The organism is Staphylococcus equorum (genome assembly GCF_001747895.1).
Lineage (GTDB): Bacteria > Bacillota > Bacilli > Staphylococcales > Staphylococcaceae > Staphylococcus > Staphylococcus equorum_A.
This window is the reverse complement of sequence record NZ_LNNB01000029.1, coordinates 158,333-178,306: the sequence shown is the minus strand read 5'-3', so window position 1 is coordinate 178,306 and position 19,974 is coordinate 158,333. Positions and strand designations below refer to the sequence as shown.

The 19,974-nt window shown below is 32.9% G+C and carries 14 protein-coding genes and 1 pseudogene; 4 read left to right on the top strand and 11 right to left on the bottom strand.

Annotated elements, in window-relative coordinates; all coding sequences use genetic code 11:
- Positions 1–34 precede the first annotated feature (34 nt).
- Both AST02_RS14640 and AST02_RS12285 read right to left on the bottom strand, forming a co-directional pair.
- Positions 35–301 (bottom strand): annotated as a pseudogene (locus AST02_RS14640) (acyltransferase family protein); the annotation flags it as partial.
- Positions 302–695: 394 nt separating this feature from the next.
- Entirely contained in the window at positions 696–1,004 is a 309-nt protein-coding gene (locus AST02_RS12285) for a metal-sulfur cluster assembly factor (protein ID WP_002508116.1), read from the bottom strand.
- 113 nt (positions 1,005–1,117) lie between these two features.
- On the opposite strand from AST02_RS12285, the gene AST02_RS12280 reads away from it, so the two are divergent.
- Both AST02_RS12280 and AST02_RS12275 read left to right on the top strand, forming a co-directional pair.
- Positions 1,118–1,960 carry a Cof-type HAD-IIB family hydrolase gene (locus AST02_RS12280; protein ID WP_069818021.1) on the top strand — a complete coding sequence of 281 codons (843 nt, stop codon included), beginning with the start codon at positions 1,118–1,120 and terminating at the stop codon, positions 1,958–1,960.
- A gap of 32 nt (positions 1,961–1,992) precedes the next feature.
- A complete protein-coding gene (locus AST02_RS12275) occupies positions 1,993–3,315 on the top strand; it encodes a CoA-disulfide reductase (RefSeq protein ID WP_069818020.1) in 1,323 nt (440 codons plus the stop codon).
- 82 nt (positions 3,316–3,397) lie between these two features.
- Here the strand turns inward: AST02_RS12275 and AST02_RS12270 are convergent, their stop codons facing one another.
- From AST02_RS12270 to AST02_RS12230, 9 genes are all read right to left on the bottom strand, one after another.
- A complete protein-coding gene (locus AST02_RS12270) occupies positions 3,398–3,787 on the bottom strand; it encodes a YisL family protein (RefSeq protein ID WP_069818019.1) in 390 nt (129 codons plus the stop codon).
- Positions 3,788–4,029: 242 nt separating this feature from the next.
- Positions 4,030–4,935, bottom strand: a complete 906-nt coding sequence (locus AST02_RS12265; RefSeq protein WP_069818018.1) for a fumarylacetoacetate hydrolase family protein — start codon at positions 4,933–4,935, stop codon at positions 4,030–4,032.
- 113 nt (positions 4,936–5,048) lie between these two features.
- The gene (locus AST02_RS12260; RefSeq protein ID WP_069818017.1) at positions 5,049–6,188 is read right to left on the bottom strand and encodes a DUF418 domain-containing protein; all 1,140 of its coding nucleotides are present in this window, start codon (positions 6,186–6,188) and stop codon (positions 5,049–5,051) included.
- Between the two features lie 23 nt (positions 6,189–6,211).
- Complete coding sequence (addA, locus tag AST02_RS12255) at positions 6,212–9,871, bottom strand: helicase-exonuclease AddAB subunit AddA (RefSeq protein WP_176721531.1); 3,660 nt, start codon at positions 9,869–9,871, stop codon at positions 6,212–6,214.
- Positions 9,865–13,332 (bottom strand): helicase-exonuclease AddAB subunit AddB, encoded by a 3,468-nt coding sequence (gene addB / locus AST02_RS12250; RefSeq protein WP_069818015.1) that lies wholly within the window; start codon positions 13,330–13,332, stop codon positions 9,865–9,867. Before addB ends, addA begins: the two co-directional genes overlap by 7 nt.
- 296 nt (positions 13,333–13,628) lie before the next feature.
- On the bottom strand, positions 13,629–14,204 hold the full coding sequence (lepB, locus tag AST02_RS12245; protein ID WP_069818014.1) for a signal peptidase I: 576 nt from the start codon (positions 14,202–14,204) through the stop codon (positions 13,629–13,631).
- Positions 14,205–14,222: 18 nt separating this feature from the next.
- Positions 14,223–14,741 carry a signal peptidase I gene (gene lepB, locus AST02_RS12240; RefSeq protein ID WP_069818013.1) on the bottom strand — a complete coding sequence of 173 codons (519 nt, stop codon included), beginning with the start codon at positions 14,739–14,741 and terminating at the stop codon, positions 14,223–14,225.
- 4 nt (positions 14,742–14,745) lie between these two features.
- On the bottom strand, positions 14,746–15,321 hold the full coding sequence (locus AST02_RS12235; protein WP_069818012.1) for a TVP38/TMEM64 family protein: 576 nt from the start codon (positions 15,319–15,321) through the stop codon (positions 14,746–14,748).
- A 273-nt stretch (positions 15,322–15,594) separates the two neighbouring features.
- Positions 15,595–16,926, bottom strand: coding sequence for a glucose-6-phosphate isomerase (locus AST02_RS12230; protein WP_069818011.1), 1,332 nt, complete (start codon positions 16,924–16,926; stop codon positions 15,595–15,597).
- Positions 16,927–17,268: 342 nt separating this feature from the next.
- On the opposite strand from AST02_RS12230, the gene AST02_RS12225 reads away from it, so the two are divergent.
- Both AST02_RS12225 and argH read left to right on the top strand, forming a co-directional pair.
- Entirely contained in the window at positions 17,269–18,474 is a 1,206-nt protein-coding gene (locus tag AST02_RS12225) for an argininosuccinate synthase (RefSeq protein ID WP_069818010.1), read from the top strand.
- A complete protein-coding gene (argH, locus tag AST02_RS12220) occupies positions 18,464–19,837 on the top strand; it encodes an argininosuccinate lyase (RefSeq protein ID WP_069818009.1) in 1,374 nt (457 codons plus the stop codon). Before AST02_RS12225 ends, argH begins: the two co-directional genes overlap by 11 nt.
- Positions 19,838–19,974: the final 137 nt, after the last annotated feature.

The following is a 19,974-nucleotide window of genomic DNA, read 5'->3' as shown; positions in this document are numbered from 1 at the left end:
ACAAACTTTCACATATTACTTCCTACATTATGCATTATTTTTTAGATAGTATATGTTTTAATATTTCATCAGTCATAGCTTCAACACCTGACTTTTCTAAATGAATACCATCTGGTGCAAAGTATTCAGAGTGCCCCTCAAAACGTTTGTACCAATCGATGAGCGTGACATTATCATGCTTTTTAGCTGCATTATTCATCAACGCATTAACGTGACTCTCATAATTTCTTGGTAGACGCGTGTTTATTAAATAAACTTTAGCGCTACTAAATTTACCAATTAATTCATCTAATTGTTCTTCAGATGGTATGGTATGTACTAAATTTTTCTCAATTTTTTCTGTATTAAAAGTTTTTTATTCGAACCTGTATCTTTACCTCAATGATCAAAAGCCCCTACAAAAACGAATAGCCTTGGAATCAAAATAATAATCAATATTACAGTTCTAATAAATCTGTCCTTATTAAGCTTATTTAACGTAAATGTTTTGAAGCCATTCTTTCTAAATGGTGTCTTAATATAACGATAAGGTAATTCTGCGTAGCAACCTATTACCGCAACATTTTAAATGAATTGGATAATATAAAAATAAACACCTTAAATTGCTCGAAATTTTCAGACAAAAAAAACTAGCCTAAGTGAAAGTACATTTAAAACGTACTTACTAGACTAGTTTTCATTCTAAATATTAAAGCTTAGCTTACGCCTAAAGCTATCTTAGCGTAACGAGACATCTTATCTTTGCCCCATGGTGGACTCCAAACGATATTAATCTCTGTATCCTTAACTTCCGGAACTTCAGCTAATACTTCTTTCACTTGATTCATAATCTGCGGCCCCATTGGACAACCCATAGAAGTCAGTGTCATATCTACTGTACATAAGCCTTCATCATCAACATTCACATTATATATTAAGCCTAAGTTCACAATATCAATTCCTAACTCAGGGTCAATTACCATTTCTAAAGCACCTAATATGCTATCTTTTAAATCTTCCTCCATAAATTTCACCTCTCCGTATTTAATCTTATTAACAATATATCAAATATCTTACAAAACGCCAATAAAATGCTATGATATTCATACATCAATTATCAAAGATTAAGGAGATTTACATGAAACCTTATTTAATTTGTCTAGATTTAGACGGAACACTTTTGAACGACGAAAAAGTGATCACACCATATACCAAAGAAGTACTAACAACTTTACAAAATCAAGGTCACAAATTAATGATCGCTACTGGTCGACCTTACAGAGCAAGCCAAATTTATTATCATGAACTTAATATGAATACACCTGTCGTTAACTTTAATGGCGCATTTGTACATCATCCAAAAGATGATCAATTTGAAACAATGCATGAAAGATTAGATTTTGATTTAGCTCGAAATATTATTCAATCTTTAAATGATTTTGGCGTTACTAATATTATTGCAGAAGTGAAAGATTATGTATTTCTTAATAGCTATGATCAAAAATTATTCGATGGTTTTTCCATGGGTACGCCAAAAATTGAAACAGGCGATTTACTTACTTGTTTAAATGAATCACCGACTTCAATTTTAGTAGAAGCAGAAGAATTTATGATTCCTAGAGTTAAACAAATGCTTACACGATTCTATGCAGAAAATATTGAACACCGTAGATGGGGTTCACCTTTCCCAGTTATAGAAATTGTAAAACAAGGTATCAGCAAAGCACGCGGTATTGATTATGTTAAAACACATTTAGACATTGATAGAAATCATATTATCGCATTCGGCGATGAAGATAATGATTTAGAAATGATTAAATACGCAAAACATGGTATCGCAATGGAAAATGGCTTGGATGAATTAAAACATATTGCGAATGAAATTACGCATTCAAATAATAATGATGGTATTGGTCGTTACTTAAATGATTACTTCCAATTAAACATTCCGTATGAAGTAACTGTAAAATCTTATATTTAATATGATATTTACTCACTAGGAGGCAATTTATTATGAATAAGATCATAGTCGTTGGTGCTGTTGCTGGTGGTGCGACTGTCGCCAGCCAAATAAGAAGATTGGATCAAGAAAGTGAAATCGTGATCTTTGAAAAAGATCGTGATATGAGTTTTGCGAACTGTGCATTGCCCTATTATTTAGGAAATGTCGTAGCATCAAGAGATCAAATATTAGAAGCAACACCAGAATCATTTTATGATGCTAAACAGATTGTAGTGAAACCTTATCATGAAGTAACCTCAATCAATGATACTTCACAAACCATAACTGTTTACGATTACACACAAGATAAAACCTTTGAAGAACGATATGACACATTAATTCTAAGCCCTGGTTGTAGCGCTAATACGTTAAACTTAAACAGCGATATGTCATTTACTTTAAGAAATATGGAAGATACAGATGCAATTGAATCCTTTATAGAAGCAAACCAAGTTAAAAAAGCGCTCGTAATCGGCGCTGGCTATATTGGTTTAGAAATTCTAGATAATTTATATGAAAGAGGTATCGCACCTACATTAGTCCATCGTTCAACACATCTCAATAAATTAATGGACGAAGACATGAACCAGCCAATTATCGATGAAATTAAAAAAAGACATATAGACTATCGTTTAAATGAACAAGTGTCCAAAGTCATTGGTAATGAAGTACACTTTGAGTCAGGTAAAGTCGAAGATTACGACCTTATAATAGAAGGTATCGGAGTCAAACCAAATTCATCATTTATTGAGTCATCCAATGTCATTCTAGATGACAAGGGCTATGTACCAGTGAATAATCAGTTTCAAACTAATATTCCTAACATCTATGCTTTAGGCGATATTATCACTTCACATTATCGCCATGTAGATTTAAATGCACATATCCCATTAGCTTGGGGTGCTCATCGTGGTGCAAGTATCATTGCAGAACAATTAGCCGGTGACCCATCTATACAATTTAAAGGCTATTTAGGTTCAAATATTGTGAAATTTTTCGATTATACATTTGCAAGTGTCGGTGTATCTCCACAAGAACTTTCGAACTTCGACTATGAAACTGTTGAAGCCAAACAAGGAGAACATGCAGGTTATTATCCAGGTAATTCAAAGTTACATTTACGCATTCATTTTGACAAAAGGAACCGACGTATTTTACGTGCGGCTGCTGTTGGAAAGAAAGGTGCAGACAAACGTATAGATGTGCTCTCTATGGCAATGATGCATAAACTAACTATAGACGAACTAACAGAATTTGAAGTTGCTTATGCCCCGCCCTATAGTAGACCTAAAGATATCATTAATATGATTGGTTACAAAGCGCGTAATAAATAGCACTAATGATTCAAACTAAAAAGGGATCTTCCAAAATTGGAAGATCCCTTTTTAATTGAACTTGATTTATGTTTCAAATTTTTTATAAACCAAATAGTTGCGTAATTGGTCCCCATGGCAAGATAATACCTAAAAGCATAGTAATTAAAATAACAATAATCGTTGTCCACAATAAACTATGACTTGATTGACCTTTTTTACGTTTTGCAAGTGACACTTCCATAAGTGCAACTACTGCTACGCCACCAATCATTTTCAATGTAAGTAACATATGCCCACCAGCGTTACCAGATGAAAATGCTTGAATCCACGTCCAAAAACCTGAAATTAAAACTAATACCATAAACACTCTTAAGAGCATATGAATCGGTTTAAAGTAAGGTGATGCGCCTTGTTTTACTGAAAAATTAAAATAAGCAGCAAAGAACAAGATTATTAATAACACCCAACTTGCAATATGCATGTGTAACATAATATATAACCCCCACACAATTTTTACTTCAATAATATGTAAAACAGAAGTATGTTGCACCTTTTAATTAGTAAAATAAAAGGTACCTTTCTTAATCATACTCAAAATAAGTATATTTTTCAAAAAAGAAATTCTGCACTACTTATTTTATTTGAATATGCCCATTATTGCAATGTTAATTCTATTTTTCGCATATTAAAACCGGGCATCACATACGTCAGCCCGGTTAATATATCTATCGTTTATTTTTCTGCGATAAAATTAGTCAGTGTACCAATGTTATCAATTGTAACTTTAACTTCATCACCTGGTTGTAAAAATTGCGGAGGATTCATTCCTGCGCCTACGCCAGCAGGTGTGCCAGTTGCAATAATGTCACCTGGATGTAAAGCAACATATTTAGAAATTTCTTCAATTAATTCATCTATTTTAAGAATCATTGCACTCGTATTACCATCTTGACGAATATCATTGTTTACTTTTGTAACAATATTCACGTCTTCAGGTGTAGGTAATTCATCTTTAGTTACGATGTAAGGTCCAACTGGGCATCCGCCAGTTAAACTTTTAGATAAGAATGCTTGATCTTGTGCGTCTTGAGCTTTACGGTCTGTAATATCATTAATAATTGTATAACCGTAAATGTAATCTAATGCTAAGCCTTTTGGTATTTTTTCACCAGATTTTCCAATAACAATACCTAATTCCCCTTCATAATCTAATTGATCTGTAATATCTTTATGATTAGGAATTGTACTATTATCTCCAGTTAATGAAGAAGCGGCTTTAGTAAATACGTACAAGCGTTGAACTTCGTGATTTAATTCGTTAGCATGATCTTGATAATTACGTCCAAAGGCAATGACATTATTAGTTGGTGTTACTGGTGGTAAAAATTCAATGTCATCAAATTGTACTTTATAATCTTCGCCTTTACCACTATCTTCTGCAGCAACAACTGCTTTACGAACTTCTTCTTGAAAATCTACGACTTGGTTTTGTTGAAGGCCGTCTAATAACGTTTTAGGATGGAACGTGCCCTCAGAAAAATCTGCAAAAACTTTTTGTAAGTCCCACGCAGCTTCTTCACGTTTTACTTTCACACCATATGATGTCTGTCCTTCATGTCTGAATGATAGGAATTTCATTCAATATCAGCTCCTCATCTATATCTTATTACATATTATAACTATATTTACTACTAAATAACAAATAAATAACTAGAATTTTCAAAATTCTATTGTTTTGTCTCTAATGTGTCTTATTTTAAGTAAGTAATTTTTCGCCATAACCACTCGATGGGTCCATATTTAAAGAATTTCAAATAATAATAACAAGCTAAAAGTTGCAAACTATATACGACTACTACAATAATATAAGATTGATAGAGCGGTAACTTGTTGTATAAACTTAAGCCTACGTCATAATAAATGAATGTGAAAATGATACTTTGTGATATATAAACTGATAAACTGAGTTTTCCAGGATATTTAAAAATGTCTAGTACTTTCGCAGTTTTGGCATATTGACATAAACGAACAAAGATCAAAATGTATCCCATCGCAAGAATCGGACCGCCAACCATTGAACTTATGATTGAAAATGTATTGTTTGCATAATCTAAAGCAAATGGAAGTTTAATAAAATAACCGATAATAAATAAAGTACTACCCCAAGTCATGGCACTGCGTGGGTTGTTTTGAATCTTAGTTATCAAACTTAATTTTTGTGCGGCAATACCTATAAGTATGTAAGGTAAAAGATCAAGATATGCAGCTCTTGTAACAATATCTATAACGCTATATTTACTTTCCAATCCATTAACTTGTAAGAATTCAAAGTAATGACCGTTTTGTTTGATATCAACCAATTGTGCGAGTGACTTACCTGAATAATTACTCGCTTCATGTCGTCCTTTATTCCAGTACGCTAAAGAAATTGGGATCATCAATATGACAATTTTCATTATAAATAAACCAACAGCTGATTTAATTAGAGTCTTAGGTTTCAATTTGATAAATAGCACTGCAATCATACCAGTAAAACCATAACCAAATAAAATATCTCCATTAAATAAAAAATAGCCATGTAGTACACCAAAAATAAGTAAAACTACTAATCTTCGATATATAAAAGGATAATAAGACATCCCCCTACGTTTACTATTTTCATACATAATGGCTAATCCATATCCAAATAACATTGTAAATATTGGATAAAATGAACTGATAACGAAAAGTGTAACAACGCGGAATAGCCATTCATCGGCACCATGCAATACGCCAGGTAGATATGTTTCCTCATAAGGAAAACTAAAAACTAAAATATTCATTAATATGATGCCAAACAAACTAAAACCACGTAATGCATCTAATTCAAATAATCTGCGTTGCGGTGACACAATATAGCACCTCTTTTGGAAATTTAAGTATCAATTGAAAGTTGACCAAATTTAAAGAAATATAAATATCCTTTAACTTCGGTTTTTAATATTGTTTCTAGTGTGGTGCGGTAATATTCCATTTGTATCTTATAACGCTCTCTTAATTGAGCACCAATTTCTTCATCTGACATATTCCGACGTCTATTAAATGCGTCTGTCTTATAATCTACAAAATAATATTGATTATCTTTTAAAAATATAAGGTCTATCATACCTTGAATGATTGAAGCATCTTCGTCAACTGTTTTTAAATGATCCACATTGGATTGATTCACAACGAATGGTAATTCACGATATATTTCATCACTGGATGCAATGGTTGCATATAGTTTACTATCAATAAAAGTGTAGATATCCTCATAGCGAATATCGTCTTTCGCATCTTCCGGTATGATATGTTTTTCAATCATGTGATTAATATGTGCATGTAATTCACTTTGTGATAGGCCGTCGCGTTTAAATGGTAGATGTTGCATCACTGTATGCATCAGTGTACCAACTTCATTTGCTTTCCTTTTAGAGCTATGACTTAAAAAGCCAGGTCTTTCATAAGACGATGTTCCTATACGATATTGTCTCACTCTATCATAATTTGTATCTGCTTGTTCCGTGTCTAATTGACGTTTTAATTCAGATACGGACTGCTTCGAAGGTTTATCTATAGCATCTTGATACGGATACGTATAGCTCAGCTGTTGATGAATTTGTGATTTAATTGTTTCATCATTCGTATTCATTGTCTCAATATCTTCTATCGTGCGACGTTCACTTTCTTCTACTACCGCTTCTGATGCAATATCTTGATAAAAATCTGTATTCAATTGAACATAGGGTTTCATCGTTGCATCGATGTCACCAATTGAGCGTTCAAAACGCAATTCAATCGGTAAAGCAGACGACTGATGTTTTGACAATATTGGGTAAATTATATCAATCGGTCTTTGCGCAGTTAGTCGATAACTTACAGGCAAATGGGTATCCGACACAGAAACTTGTTCAAACTGAGTTAATTCCTTCTCAGCCTTAACACGTCCAATTAAAAATAATTGTTCTTTTGCACGTGTGAGCGCAACGTATATGAGTCTCATTTCTTCAGAGACCATTTCTTTTTCTGCAATGGCTTTATACGTAACGGATGATAGCGAAGGGTACGATAAGTTACTTTCCACATCGTAATAAGTCATTCCTAAACCATAAGTTTGATTTAAAATCACTGGTCTATGTAAATCATCTCTTCTGAACTTACGAGATAACCCAGAATATATTACAAATGGAAATTCTAACCCTTTACTACTATGAATCGTCATCATTCTAACCACATCATCATTTGGACCAATAACGTTTTCTTCTCCAAAATCTTTACCACGTTCTATTAATTCATCTATAAAACGTATAAATTGATATAAACCACGGAAACTGGAATTCTCAAATTCTACTGCTTTATTAAATAATCCATATAAATTGGCGCGACGCCCTTTGCCTCCAACAATTCCACTAAAATATTGAATCACATAATGATCATTATAAAACTTATCAATCAGCTGATAAACTGGATGACTTTGGCTATAATGTTGATACATCTCTATATCTTTTAGAAACGCATTTAATTTTTTTACCAATTTTTTATTTGCAACATCATTTGCCATATAATTTTTAATTGATTGATGAAAATAATCATCATTAGGACTAAATACGCGAATATTTGATAATTCATCTTCAGTGAATTGATAAATCACAGAACGCATTAATCCTACTAAATAGATATCTTGTAATGGATTATCAACTGTTCTTAAAAATGATAATATCAACCGTATTTCTACTTGTTCAAAATACCCTTCCTTACTATTCACATGGAACGGTATATTGTGGTCTTTAAACGCCTGTTGAATCTTACGCGCCTGCCCATATGAACGTTCAAGTATCACGATGTCTTTATAGCTTGGTTTACGATATTGCTCTAATTTCATATCATATATTTCATGTTTAGCCATTATTTTTTCAACTTGCTGAACGATATACTCAGCTTCTTGTTCTGCACCGTTTAAATCAGACTCAGCATCTTCTACCAACATATTCATCTGAACATCATGAGGCTTATCATCGTAAGGGGCGCCATAATACAATTGTGCCGCATCATCATATACAATTTCCCCTACTGCTTTATCCATCATATGTTTGAATAAGTAATTAGTCGTCGTCAGTACTTCTTCTCTTGAACGGAAGTTTTGTGATAAATCAATTCTCATACCATTTTCTAAACCATCTAATGAAAAACGATTATATTTTCCTATAAATAAACTTGGATCTGCCTGTCTAAATTTATAGATAGACTGTTTCACGTCACCGACCATGAATAAGTTACCATCTGATTCATTACCTCGTTTAATACACGATAATATTTTCTCTTGAACTCTGTTCGTATCTTGATATTCGTCAACAAGAATTTCTTCAAATTGTTGGCGGTACATGTCCGCAATTTCTGAAGGCGCACCGTCATCATTCATTAACACACGCAACGCAAAATGTTCATAATCAGAAAAATCCAAGAGATTTCTACTTCTTTTTTTCGAATTAAATTGTTTTATTACATCTGCTGTCACTTGTGTTAGATATGATACTCTCGGTGCTAAGCGCTGCATATCATGTTTCAATTCTTCAGCCTCACGTGAAAAATAATCTTCCTGAACTTTTGAGACCAATGCTTTATATTGATCATAGTGTTTTTTACCATCATCATATGCATCAAGCATCATCTCATTTGCTTCTTTAATCTTCTTATTTTTAGCTGGGAAACGCGCTTCAAATTGGTGTTCAGCAATGACTTGCGTATTCAATTGACCGCCTTCCATCGCTTGATTTAAAAAGTGTCGTTCCTTCTCTAATACAGCTACTTGTTTATCTACTTCTTCTAGCATCATGAATAAATCATAACTTTTATTCAACGCTTCTAATGCTGAATTCATAAAAATCATTGCTAATTCATTCAATAATTGTAGTAAATCATCTTGTTGCTCCGCATCATAATAAGGGTCAGCTAAATTTTGCAGCCAAGTTAAAGGATTTGGATTCGCCACACTAAAATAAAACATTTGCTTAATCGTATTTCGTAGTTGGTCATCATTTCGATCAGATGATAACTGTTCCGTTAAATCTACGAAACTTGGATCTAACACATCATAGTGACTTTCCAATACTTCATCAATCGTCTGTTCAAGCAGTAAAATATTTTCCGCTTCACTGCTTGTTCTAAAGTTTGGATCAATATCTAAAACATCGTAATGGTGTTGTATTAATTTCAAACAAAAACTATGGAGTGTAGAAATTTGTGCTTGATGAATTTTGATCCGCTGATTTTTCAAATGTGCATTATCAGGTGATGCCATAGATGCTTCTTGAATACGTTGATCTACACGATGTTTCATTTCACGTGCACTTGCATTTGTAAAAGTTACTACAAGTAAGCGGTCAACATCTATTTCATCTTTGATAATCCGCTGAATAATGCGCTCAACTAAAACAGCTGTTTTTCCTGATCCTGCAGCCGCAGCTACAAGTACATCTTGTCCTTTGGCATAAATACTTTTCCATTGGTTATCGGTCCATCTTGTATCAGCTGGCTTTGCTGGGATTTGACTCATAATTCATCTTCCTCGCTTTCTAACTCCACATTTTGCACTGCTTCTAACGGATTAATCGACTCATCTACAGTACGATAACGTTTGCTATCAATCGCACCATCTACATGACATACAGATTTATAATTACAAAATTCACAAGGCAGCGTTTGATTATATTTCATCGGTGCAACTTCTGTATGGCCATCCATAATACTGGACGCAGTTTCAATAAAGTTCTTTTTATTATGCTTTATTAATTTATAAATTGTTTCTTCATCAGCAACTTTACTGTTACTTTTAATTCCTCCGTCTTTTTTCAATCCAAGTGGTACAATATCAGAATTATAACTTGGTTCTAATCTTGTATCAAAAGCGTCTAATACAGAGTCATCACTATTCAATAACCCACTTAATTTAAATGAATTTATAAACTCTGTATCTCGTTTATCTTCGTTTAATTGGTTCCACGCCAATTTAATACGCGGTTCATGAACATGAAAATATAAAAGCCCTCCTGGTTTAGTCATTTCTGTTAAACCTAGACGTGATTTATTTTGTAACACGATATCCATATACGTCATCATCTGCATTTGCATACCATAATAAACTTTAGTTAAATCCAGTGTCCCACTATATTTTGAAGACTTATAATCAATAATATTCACAAAACTTTGATCACCGTGCTGATATGTATCAATACGGTCAATTTGTCCACGAATGTTGATCGGAACACCTTGTGTTGTCTTCAATGGCTCAGCTAACAATTCACTATTATCACGTGGCTTTCTTCTAAACCCTGCTTCGAAACGTTGTGGCGTGAATTTTGTATGACTGCCTTGATATTTGAGCGCAGTCAATGTTGTCTCAACTATAGCACCGATACGTTGTGATAAATAACGGTAGTAAGCCGTTGAATTCAACAAGTTAAATTGCACTTCAGGTAGTATTTCAGATAAAGCCTCTAATGTTAATTTATGAATTTGCTTCGTGTTTAAGTTTTTAAAATCACCATTCACTTTTTCTGAAATGAATTTCAATACTTGATGGAAAATATCGCCTAAATCAAAATTTTCAAGTTTGTATTTTGTACGTTCGTTAAGTCGTAAACCATGTGATGCGAAATGTTTAAATGGACAAGCCTGATACCCTTCAAATCTGGATACACTTGCATTAATCGTCTTACCATATAAATCTGTTGACAATGATTCACTTAATTGTACTGTTTCATTATCATACGTTAATGCCGACAATAAATAACTCAAACCATCGTTTAAGTTGTCATCGTCTCTCATCACTTGATATGTGTCTAACCATGTGTCAGCGACAATTTCATCATCTAACCATGCTTTTAATGATTCAAATAATGCAATTTTAGTTTGATGTGGATGTTCCATTAATGACAACGGGTTAGCTTGGTGTTGATGATGAATATTTTCAATGTCTAAATTTGTGTATAACTGTTGAATTTGATTTAAAAATGGACTCGGTTCTTTTTCATCTCCACTTGTGCTCATCAAAGAATAAGAAAATGTTACAGCTGCACGGCTTCTTGTCATAGCAATGTAGCACACAAATGCTTCATCCATTTGTAATATATCTGCCGTTGGACTCAATTCTATCGTTGACTGTTCTTGGAAGTATTTCTTTTCATCGTCTGTAATCAAACTCGATGATGAAACGGTTTGTGGCATGACCCCATCATTTACACCGACAAGGTATACATGTACTTTGTTATCAACTTTAGCTAAATCCATTGTCCCTATGCTCACTTGATCAATCGTTTGTGGTATCATCACAAATTCTAATTGCTCTAATCCAATATCAAACAATTCTAAAAAACGTGTTTGAGTCATAGTCTGTTCGCCAAAAACAGTAACTAAATCGTCCAATGTTTGAATAAAACCATTCCATATCTGGTCAATTTCTTCTGCTTTTTTATGTTCACCCTCAACATCTAATGTGTCTCGCTCTGTCATCAATTGACTTGGTAAATCAAATGCTTCTATAGCTTCATAAAAAGCTGTCGCAAATTCAATTGCAGTTGTAGCAGTATTCATTTTTTCTTCAAACATCATCACTTTATCAATAACATCTGTTTTCATTTGAATTACACGTTCAAACGTTTCACGTTCTTCATCAGTTAATGGTTGGCGTTTTAAGCCCATTTTCCTAAATTGTTCAACATGGAAGTATTTTTCATCAATCCAACGTTTGCCATAAATACCCCGTTCAAGTACAAAGTTTTCTAAAATATCAATAAGATAATGACTATCTTTAAACTTTTTAGATAGTATATTTGTCTTAAATAGACGCATGAGTGGATCAAAATTCCAATTCGTTTGTATAACTTCAATGAGTGAGCGTATCATTTCCATAATAGGGTGATGTGTCATAGATTCTTTAATGTCTATATTGTATGGAATATCGTATTGCGGCAAAATCGATTCCATTAAATATGCATAAGATTCATCTCTATATAAAATTGCGATATCTTGAAAACGTCGACCTTGTTCGCGGTTTTCTCTCAATATACGACGCGCTACTTCATTAATTTCTTCACGCATTACAGAGGCCTCTAGAATTTCAATATTACCTTGTACCGGGATTGGCTCGAATTGCAATGCATTAAAGTTATGCTCTAAATGTGTTAAATCGTTATTGTTAAAACGCTTTGTTTCGTTAAAATGTTTAGTATTCACCTTAATATTTAAGTCATTAGCGATGTCTTCAATATGCGTTAAAGATTCAGATGGTTTTCTAAATAAACTAAACATATCTTTGTCTCCATCTGTAGTTAACACCACGGTAACCTTTTTCGCATAACTTACTAAGCTTCGAATAATTTGATATTCTAACGTCGAAAAGTTATGAAAACCATCGATATATATTTCAGCTCGCTTCAACCACTCAGATTGATCCATCATCGTTATAAAGCGTTGAAGAGAATCCTCAGTTGATACATATTCACCATTTATTCTATCTTCTAAATGTTTATAAATGAGCGCAATGTCCTGCAATTTATGTTTCGTGCGTGTTTGTAAGTGATTTGCAGCTATATATTCCTCTAATTGTTCTGGAGAAACTGCATATTTTTTAAAATCTTGTATTTGTTCATAAAGTTTTTCACTAAAACCATAGTATTTAACTTGAGAGCGATAAAGTCTCAACTCTGTTTGATGTTGTTGGATGATATCATAAATCATCATCTCTGTACCTGCTTTTGATAACTGTTGTTCCATCAAGCCACCGACTTCTTGAAACACACGGTAACTCAAACGTTCAAAGTGTAGCACTTCTGTTCTAAGACTACCACTTAGTTCAGGATCGTTTACAAATGCTTGTTCGAGTTGAAAAGTATTTTGCGTAGGAGCAATTAATACAATGGGATCACCTAGTGGATCTTGTTTCATTTTACTTTTAATTTCTTCAATGATTTCATGTGACTTCCCTGTTCCTGCTCTTCCAATATAAGCATTTAATTCCATGGCAAACTTCCACTCCTTTGATTCACATTTTAACATAGAAAAGCTTGTACATTGTGAATCTTTAACCTGATTTCTCCAACTCTGTTAAGTATGTGAACCAGTTGTTTATAAAAACAAAATGAACCTTCATATGTATTTTCAAATTCCCTAATCATCTCTAATTTAAATTATCACTACACCGATGAATGAAACTTATTTAATGTCATAGATTTTTATATAAAAAAAGTGCTAATCCATTAAATTAACAGATTAGCACTTTTTTATTATATTAGGTATCTATACCTTAAATTCAGTTATTATTTATTTTGATCTGTATCAGGATCAAAACCAAATTTCATTTCATTAAGTGGCCAGAAACTAAATGATACTTTACCAACGACTTGATCTTCATCTATTAAACCAAATGAACGGCTATCTTTACTTACTTCACGATTATCACCGAGCACAAGTAGCTTGTCTTCAGGAATTTTATTTTTTCCATCTACTTGGTTTAAATCTTTTGTTTCAAAGCTACCTGTAATATATTCATATTGTTTATTTTTTTTATTTGAATCTAAATATGGTTCTTCTACTTCTTTACCATTTACAAACAATTTGTCTTTTTTATATTCAACGTTATCGCCTGAAGTACCGATAACACGTTTAACATAGTCGCTTTCTTTATTTGCATGAAAAACAATGACGTTACCATTTTTTATATCGCCAAATTTATAACCAAACAAATTGACCATGACACGTTCGCCGTCTTTTAGCGTAGGATCCATGGAATCACCTTTAACAGTATATGGTTTTGCCACAAAATTTACAATTAGTAATACTAACGCTACTGCAACGACAATCGACACAATCCATTCCAATATCTCTTTTTTCAATTTTTACACCTCGTCTATTTAATTAAAGTTCACTGTGAATTTTTCAAATGGAAAATATCTCAAACTCACATTTCCAATAATATCTTCTTTCTGTATAAATCCAGTCGTTCTAGAATCTTGTTTATTTTCACGATTATCATTGAGTACAAAATAAGCATTCGGTGGAATGATATCTCCTTCAGATTGCTTAATATTTCTAAGTGATAAATCATTTATACTATTACTCGCATAAGGCTCATCAACTGTCCTGTCATCTCTATATAACGTCCCGTTCTTATACGCAATAGATTGCCCAGGTTTGCCGATAATTCTACTAAATTGAATTTCATCGGCTTCACGATACATTATAATATCATTATTATCTAATAAGTTAAACGTAGTTTTAATCTTATTTACAATAATTCGATCATCTTGTTTAAGGTTTGGTGCCATCTTATCATCCTTTATGACAGCACCTGTAATTACAAATGCTTGTATCAATAGTACAATAATAATCGCAAATATTATGGAAATCAAATGTTTTAATATAAATCGCACACTGTCACTCCTCTGAAGAATGCATAAAATGTTTCTCGATTTTTCGTCCTACAAACCATACTATTAAAATGACGATGATGATAGTTATCAATCTTATAGGACTTGTGAATAAAGTTGTAATATCATTCCCCAACCAACCTACAAGCCCAATCATTACGAATTTTGAAGCTATAAGAACGGTCAAATAGGCATGTGCTTTAATATGCGATAAACTCGCGACAATATTAACTAGTGCACTTGGTGTAAATGGAAAACACATTAAAATAAAAATTGGAAGGACACCTTTTCTATCAATGAAATGTATCAATCTCTGAACAGAGGTACGTTGTTGTATTTTCTTCATATAACGTGTATGCGTAAGCCTTCTAAAAAATAGGAACACAATATAACTACCAGCTACTGTGCCTATCCAAGCCAATAAAGTTCCGATGATAAAACCGTAAGCATTCACGTTAACAATGACAAATACAATGATTGGCAAAATAGGAATAAAGGCTTCAATAAATGGCAGTAAAAAACCTACAATATATCCTAAGTTTCCGAATAAATCAAACCAATATTGTACTTGTTCTTCTGTCATCTAACCCATCTCCATCATTTCTATTGATTATAATTATAAGTGTAACATCCGGTTTTTAAAACTATAAAGTACTAGATTTAATATAAATCAGTCTCAAGAACGAAAAAAGCATCATGTCAGAGACTTATAGTATTAATGACCATGATATGCTTGAAAAATTATAGTTAATTATTATACGTTTTAGCGTTATAAATATAGAAAAGACCCATTCCAAATTTATCTTTGGAATGGGTCTTTCATTAAATCATCGTTTTAATGCAATAATTTATTATATTATAAACGTTTTTCTAATTCTGCTTTTTTATCTTCAAATCCAGGTTTGCCTAATAAAGCAAACATATTTTGTTTGTATGCTTCAACGCCTGGTTGATTGAATGGATTCACGCCTAATTGGTAACCACTCATTGTACAAGCCAATTCGAAGAAGTATACGATATAACCAAATGTTTCTTCATCTAAACGAGGAATATCAACAACAATATTTGGAACGCCACCATCTGTATGCGCTAATAGTGTACCTTCAAAAGCTTTTGTATTCACTTCATCTATTGTTTTACCTGCTAAGTAATTTAATCCATCTAAATTATCATTATCTTCTTCTATAATAATGTTATGTTTTGGATTATTTACTTTTACTACTGTTTCAAATAAGAAACGACGTCCTTCTTGAACATATTGGCCAAGAGAATGTAAATCCGTTGTATAGTTTGCACTTGAAGGGTAAATACCTTTGAAGTCTTTACCTTCAGATTCGCCAAATAATTGTTTCCACCATTCATTGAAATATTGCATTGAAGGATCGTAGTTGATTAACATTTCAGTGTCATAACCTTTTGCATATAAAACGTTACGGATTGTTGCATATTGATAAGCAATATTGTCTTCTATGTTTTCTGATGACAATTCTTTACGTGCTTTAGCCGCACCTTCCATCATTGCTTTAATATCAATTCCAGCAACCGCAATTGGTAATAAGCCCACTGCAGTTAATACTGAATAACGGCCACCAATATCATCAGGCACAACAAATGTTTCATAGCCTTCGTTTGTAGCTAATTCTTTTAACGCACCTTTTTCTTTATCTGTAGTTGCAAAAATACGTTTTTTCGCTTCATCTTTGCCATATTTATTTTCAAGTAATTGTTTAAACAATCTAAATGCAACTGCTGGTTCAGTTGTTGTACCAGATTTTGAAATTACATTGACTGAGAAATCTTTTCCATCTAAATAATCAATTAACTCTTGTGTATATGTTGAAGATAAATGATTACCTACAAAGACGATTTCTGGATACTCATCACTATTTCTAAAAGAAGAAGTTAACATTTCAATAGCTGCACGTGCACCTAAATATGAACCGCCAATGCCAATTACTACAAACACATCTGTATTTTCTTTGACACGTTTAGAAGCTTCTAAAATACGTGAAAATTCTTCTTTATCATAATCAACAGGAAGGTCTATCCAACCTAAGAAATCACTACCAGCGCCTGTTCCTTCATGAATTGTTTTATGAATTGATTTAACGATATCTTTTTGTTGTTGTAGTTCGTGTTCTCCAAAAAATTCTAAAGTTTTACCATAATCTAATTGAATATGAGTCATTTGATATTGCCTCCAGTGTTTTTAGTTTCAATATAATATTACTAAGTTTATTTTGACTATTCAAACAACTAGCCTATAACCAGTCATAAATTATGACAATTTTGCTAATTATCTTTAGCGCTCCAATTTTTTTATTCATTATTATATACATATAGATAAAACCCTTCAATCAATATTTTTTCAATATTCATAACATAAATACTTCCTTTTATGAATAAGATCTTCTGGATATTTTTGCATATTTATGTATAAAAGTGGTTTTATTTTCATTGGACATCTGCTATACTATTCAATATCAAATAAAAAAACAAATTTTAAAAATATCAATTAGAGGTGGAAATTATGAAAGAGAAAATAGTATTAGCATATTCAGGCGGTTTAGATACAAGTGTTGCAGTAAAATGGTTATTAGATAAAGGTTACGACGTTGTAGCTTGTTGTTTAGACGTAGGTGAAGGTAAGGATTTAGACATCGTTCATCAAAAAGCATTAGATATGGGTGCAAGTGAATGTCACATTATTGATGCTACTGAAGAATTCAGTCAAGATTTCGTATCATATGCAATTAAAGGTAATTTAATGTATGAAGGTACTTATCCATTAGTATCTGCATTATCAAGACCATTAATTTCAAAAAAATTAGTAGAAATTGCTAGCAAAACAAATGCAGTTGGTATTGCACATGGTTGTACTGGTAAAGGGAATGACCAAGTTCGTTTTGAAGTAGCAATTAAAGCTTTAGATCCAGAACTAAAAGTATTTGCTCCAGTTAGAGAATGGGCTTGGAGTCGTGAAGAAGAAATAGATTATGCAATTAAACATAATATTCCGGTACCAATTCAACATGATTCACCTTATTCAATTGACCAAAACCTATGGGGTAGAAGTAACGAATGTGGTATCCTCGAGGATCCATACGCTACACCACCAGAAGATGCATATGACTTAACTAACGCATTAGAAAACACACCTGATGATTCAGATGAAATTGTACTTTCATTTGAGCAAGGTATCCCTACTGCTTTAGACGGTCAATCATATAAATTAAGTGAACTCATTTTATATTTAAATAAATTAGCTGGTAAACATGGTATTGGTAGAATTGACCATGTAGAAAATAGACTTGTAGGTATTAAATCAAGAGAAGTCTATGAAACACCTGCAGCAGAAGTAATTGTAAAAGCGCACAAAGCACTTGAAACAATTACCCTTACAAAAGATGTAGCACATTTCAAACCTGTAATCGAAAAACAATTCTCAGAACAAATTTATAATGGTTTATGGTTCTCTCCATTAACAGATAGCTTAAAAGTATTCGTCGATAGTACGCAACAATATGTTACAGGTGATGTACGTATTAAATTATACAAAGGTAATGCAATCGTTAATGGCAGACAATCACCACATACACTATATAATGAAAAATTAGCTACTTATACAAAAGAAGACGCGTTTAATCAAGAATCAGCAGTTGGTTTCATCGATATCTTTGGCCTACCTACTAAAGTAAATTCTATGTTACATGGTGGATATAACGATGAGCAGTAAAGCTTGGGGTGGTAGATTTAGTGAACAACCAGAAGCATGGGTCGATGAATTCAATGCTTCTATCCACTTTGACAAAGCATTAATTGAATACGATGTCCAAGGTAGTGTTGCCCACGCAACGATGTTAGCCAAACAAGGTATTATTTCTGATTCAGACTGCGAACAAATTATAGATGGTTTAAACGCTATTTTAGCTGATTATGAACAAGGTAATTTAAACTTAGATGTCTCTTTAGAAGATATTCACTTAAATATCGAGCATGAATTAATTAAACGTATCGGTGATGCAGGCGGTAGATTACACACTGGCCGTAGTAGAAATGATCAAGTTGCTACTGATATGCATTTATATACAAAAGAAGAAGTTAACTACTTAATTGAATCCATCACTGCTTTCCAACAAACAATTGTAAAAGTTGCCGAAGCACATGTCGATACCATCATGCCAGGTTATACGCATTTGCAAAGAGCACAACCAATATCGTTTGCACATCATATATTGACGTATTATTGGATGTTAGAAAGAGATAAATCACGTTTCCAAGATAGCTTGAAGCGTATCGATATCTCCCCTCTTGGTGCAGCTGCATTAAGTGGCACGACTTATCCAATTGACCGTCATGAAACGCAAGCTTTATTAAACTTTAGCGCACTTTATGAAAATAGTATGGATGCTGTAAGTGATAGAGATTACATTGTTGAAACGTTACACAACATTTCATTAACTATGGTTCACCTTTCTCGTTTTGCTGAGGAAATCATTTTTTGGTCATCAGCAGAAGCAAATTTCATAACTTTATCTGACGCATTTTCAACTGGTTCTTCCATCATGCCGCAGAAGAAAAATCCTGATATGGCAGAATTAATTAGAGGTAAAGTTGGACGTACGACAGGTAATCTTATGAGCATGCTTATGACACTTAAAGGTTTACCGTTAGCATACAATAAAGATATGCAAGAAGATAAAGAAGGTCTCTTTGATGCTGTGCATACACTTAAAGGTTCCCTACGTATCTTCGAAGGCATGATCGATACAATGACTGTGAATGTGGATCACTTACAAGAAACTGTCTACAATGATTTCTCAAATGCAACAGAACTTGCAGATTACTTAGTCAACAAAGGTGTGCCTTTTAGAAATGCACATGAAATCGTTGGTAAAATTGTGCTTTGGTCTATACAACATAACGTTTATTTACTAGACGTTCCGTTAGAAGAATATCAAAACGCACATGCCAGTATCGAAGCGGATATTTATGATTACTTAAAACCTGAAAACTGTGTAAGTCGTAGAATCAGTTATGGTTCAACGGGACAAGAAGCAGTAAAACAACAAATCAATATAATAAAGCAACAACATTAACAAAAAGAACTGGAAACCGTGCTTAAATAAGCGGTTTTCCAGTTCTTTTTTATTACATATTCTTAAGACGTTATAAACACCCGTATAGTACCCTATGACGCAATGACAGTATTACTAGTTAATAACATTCTAATAGC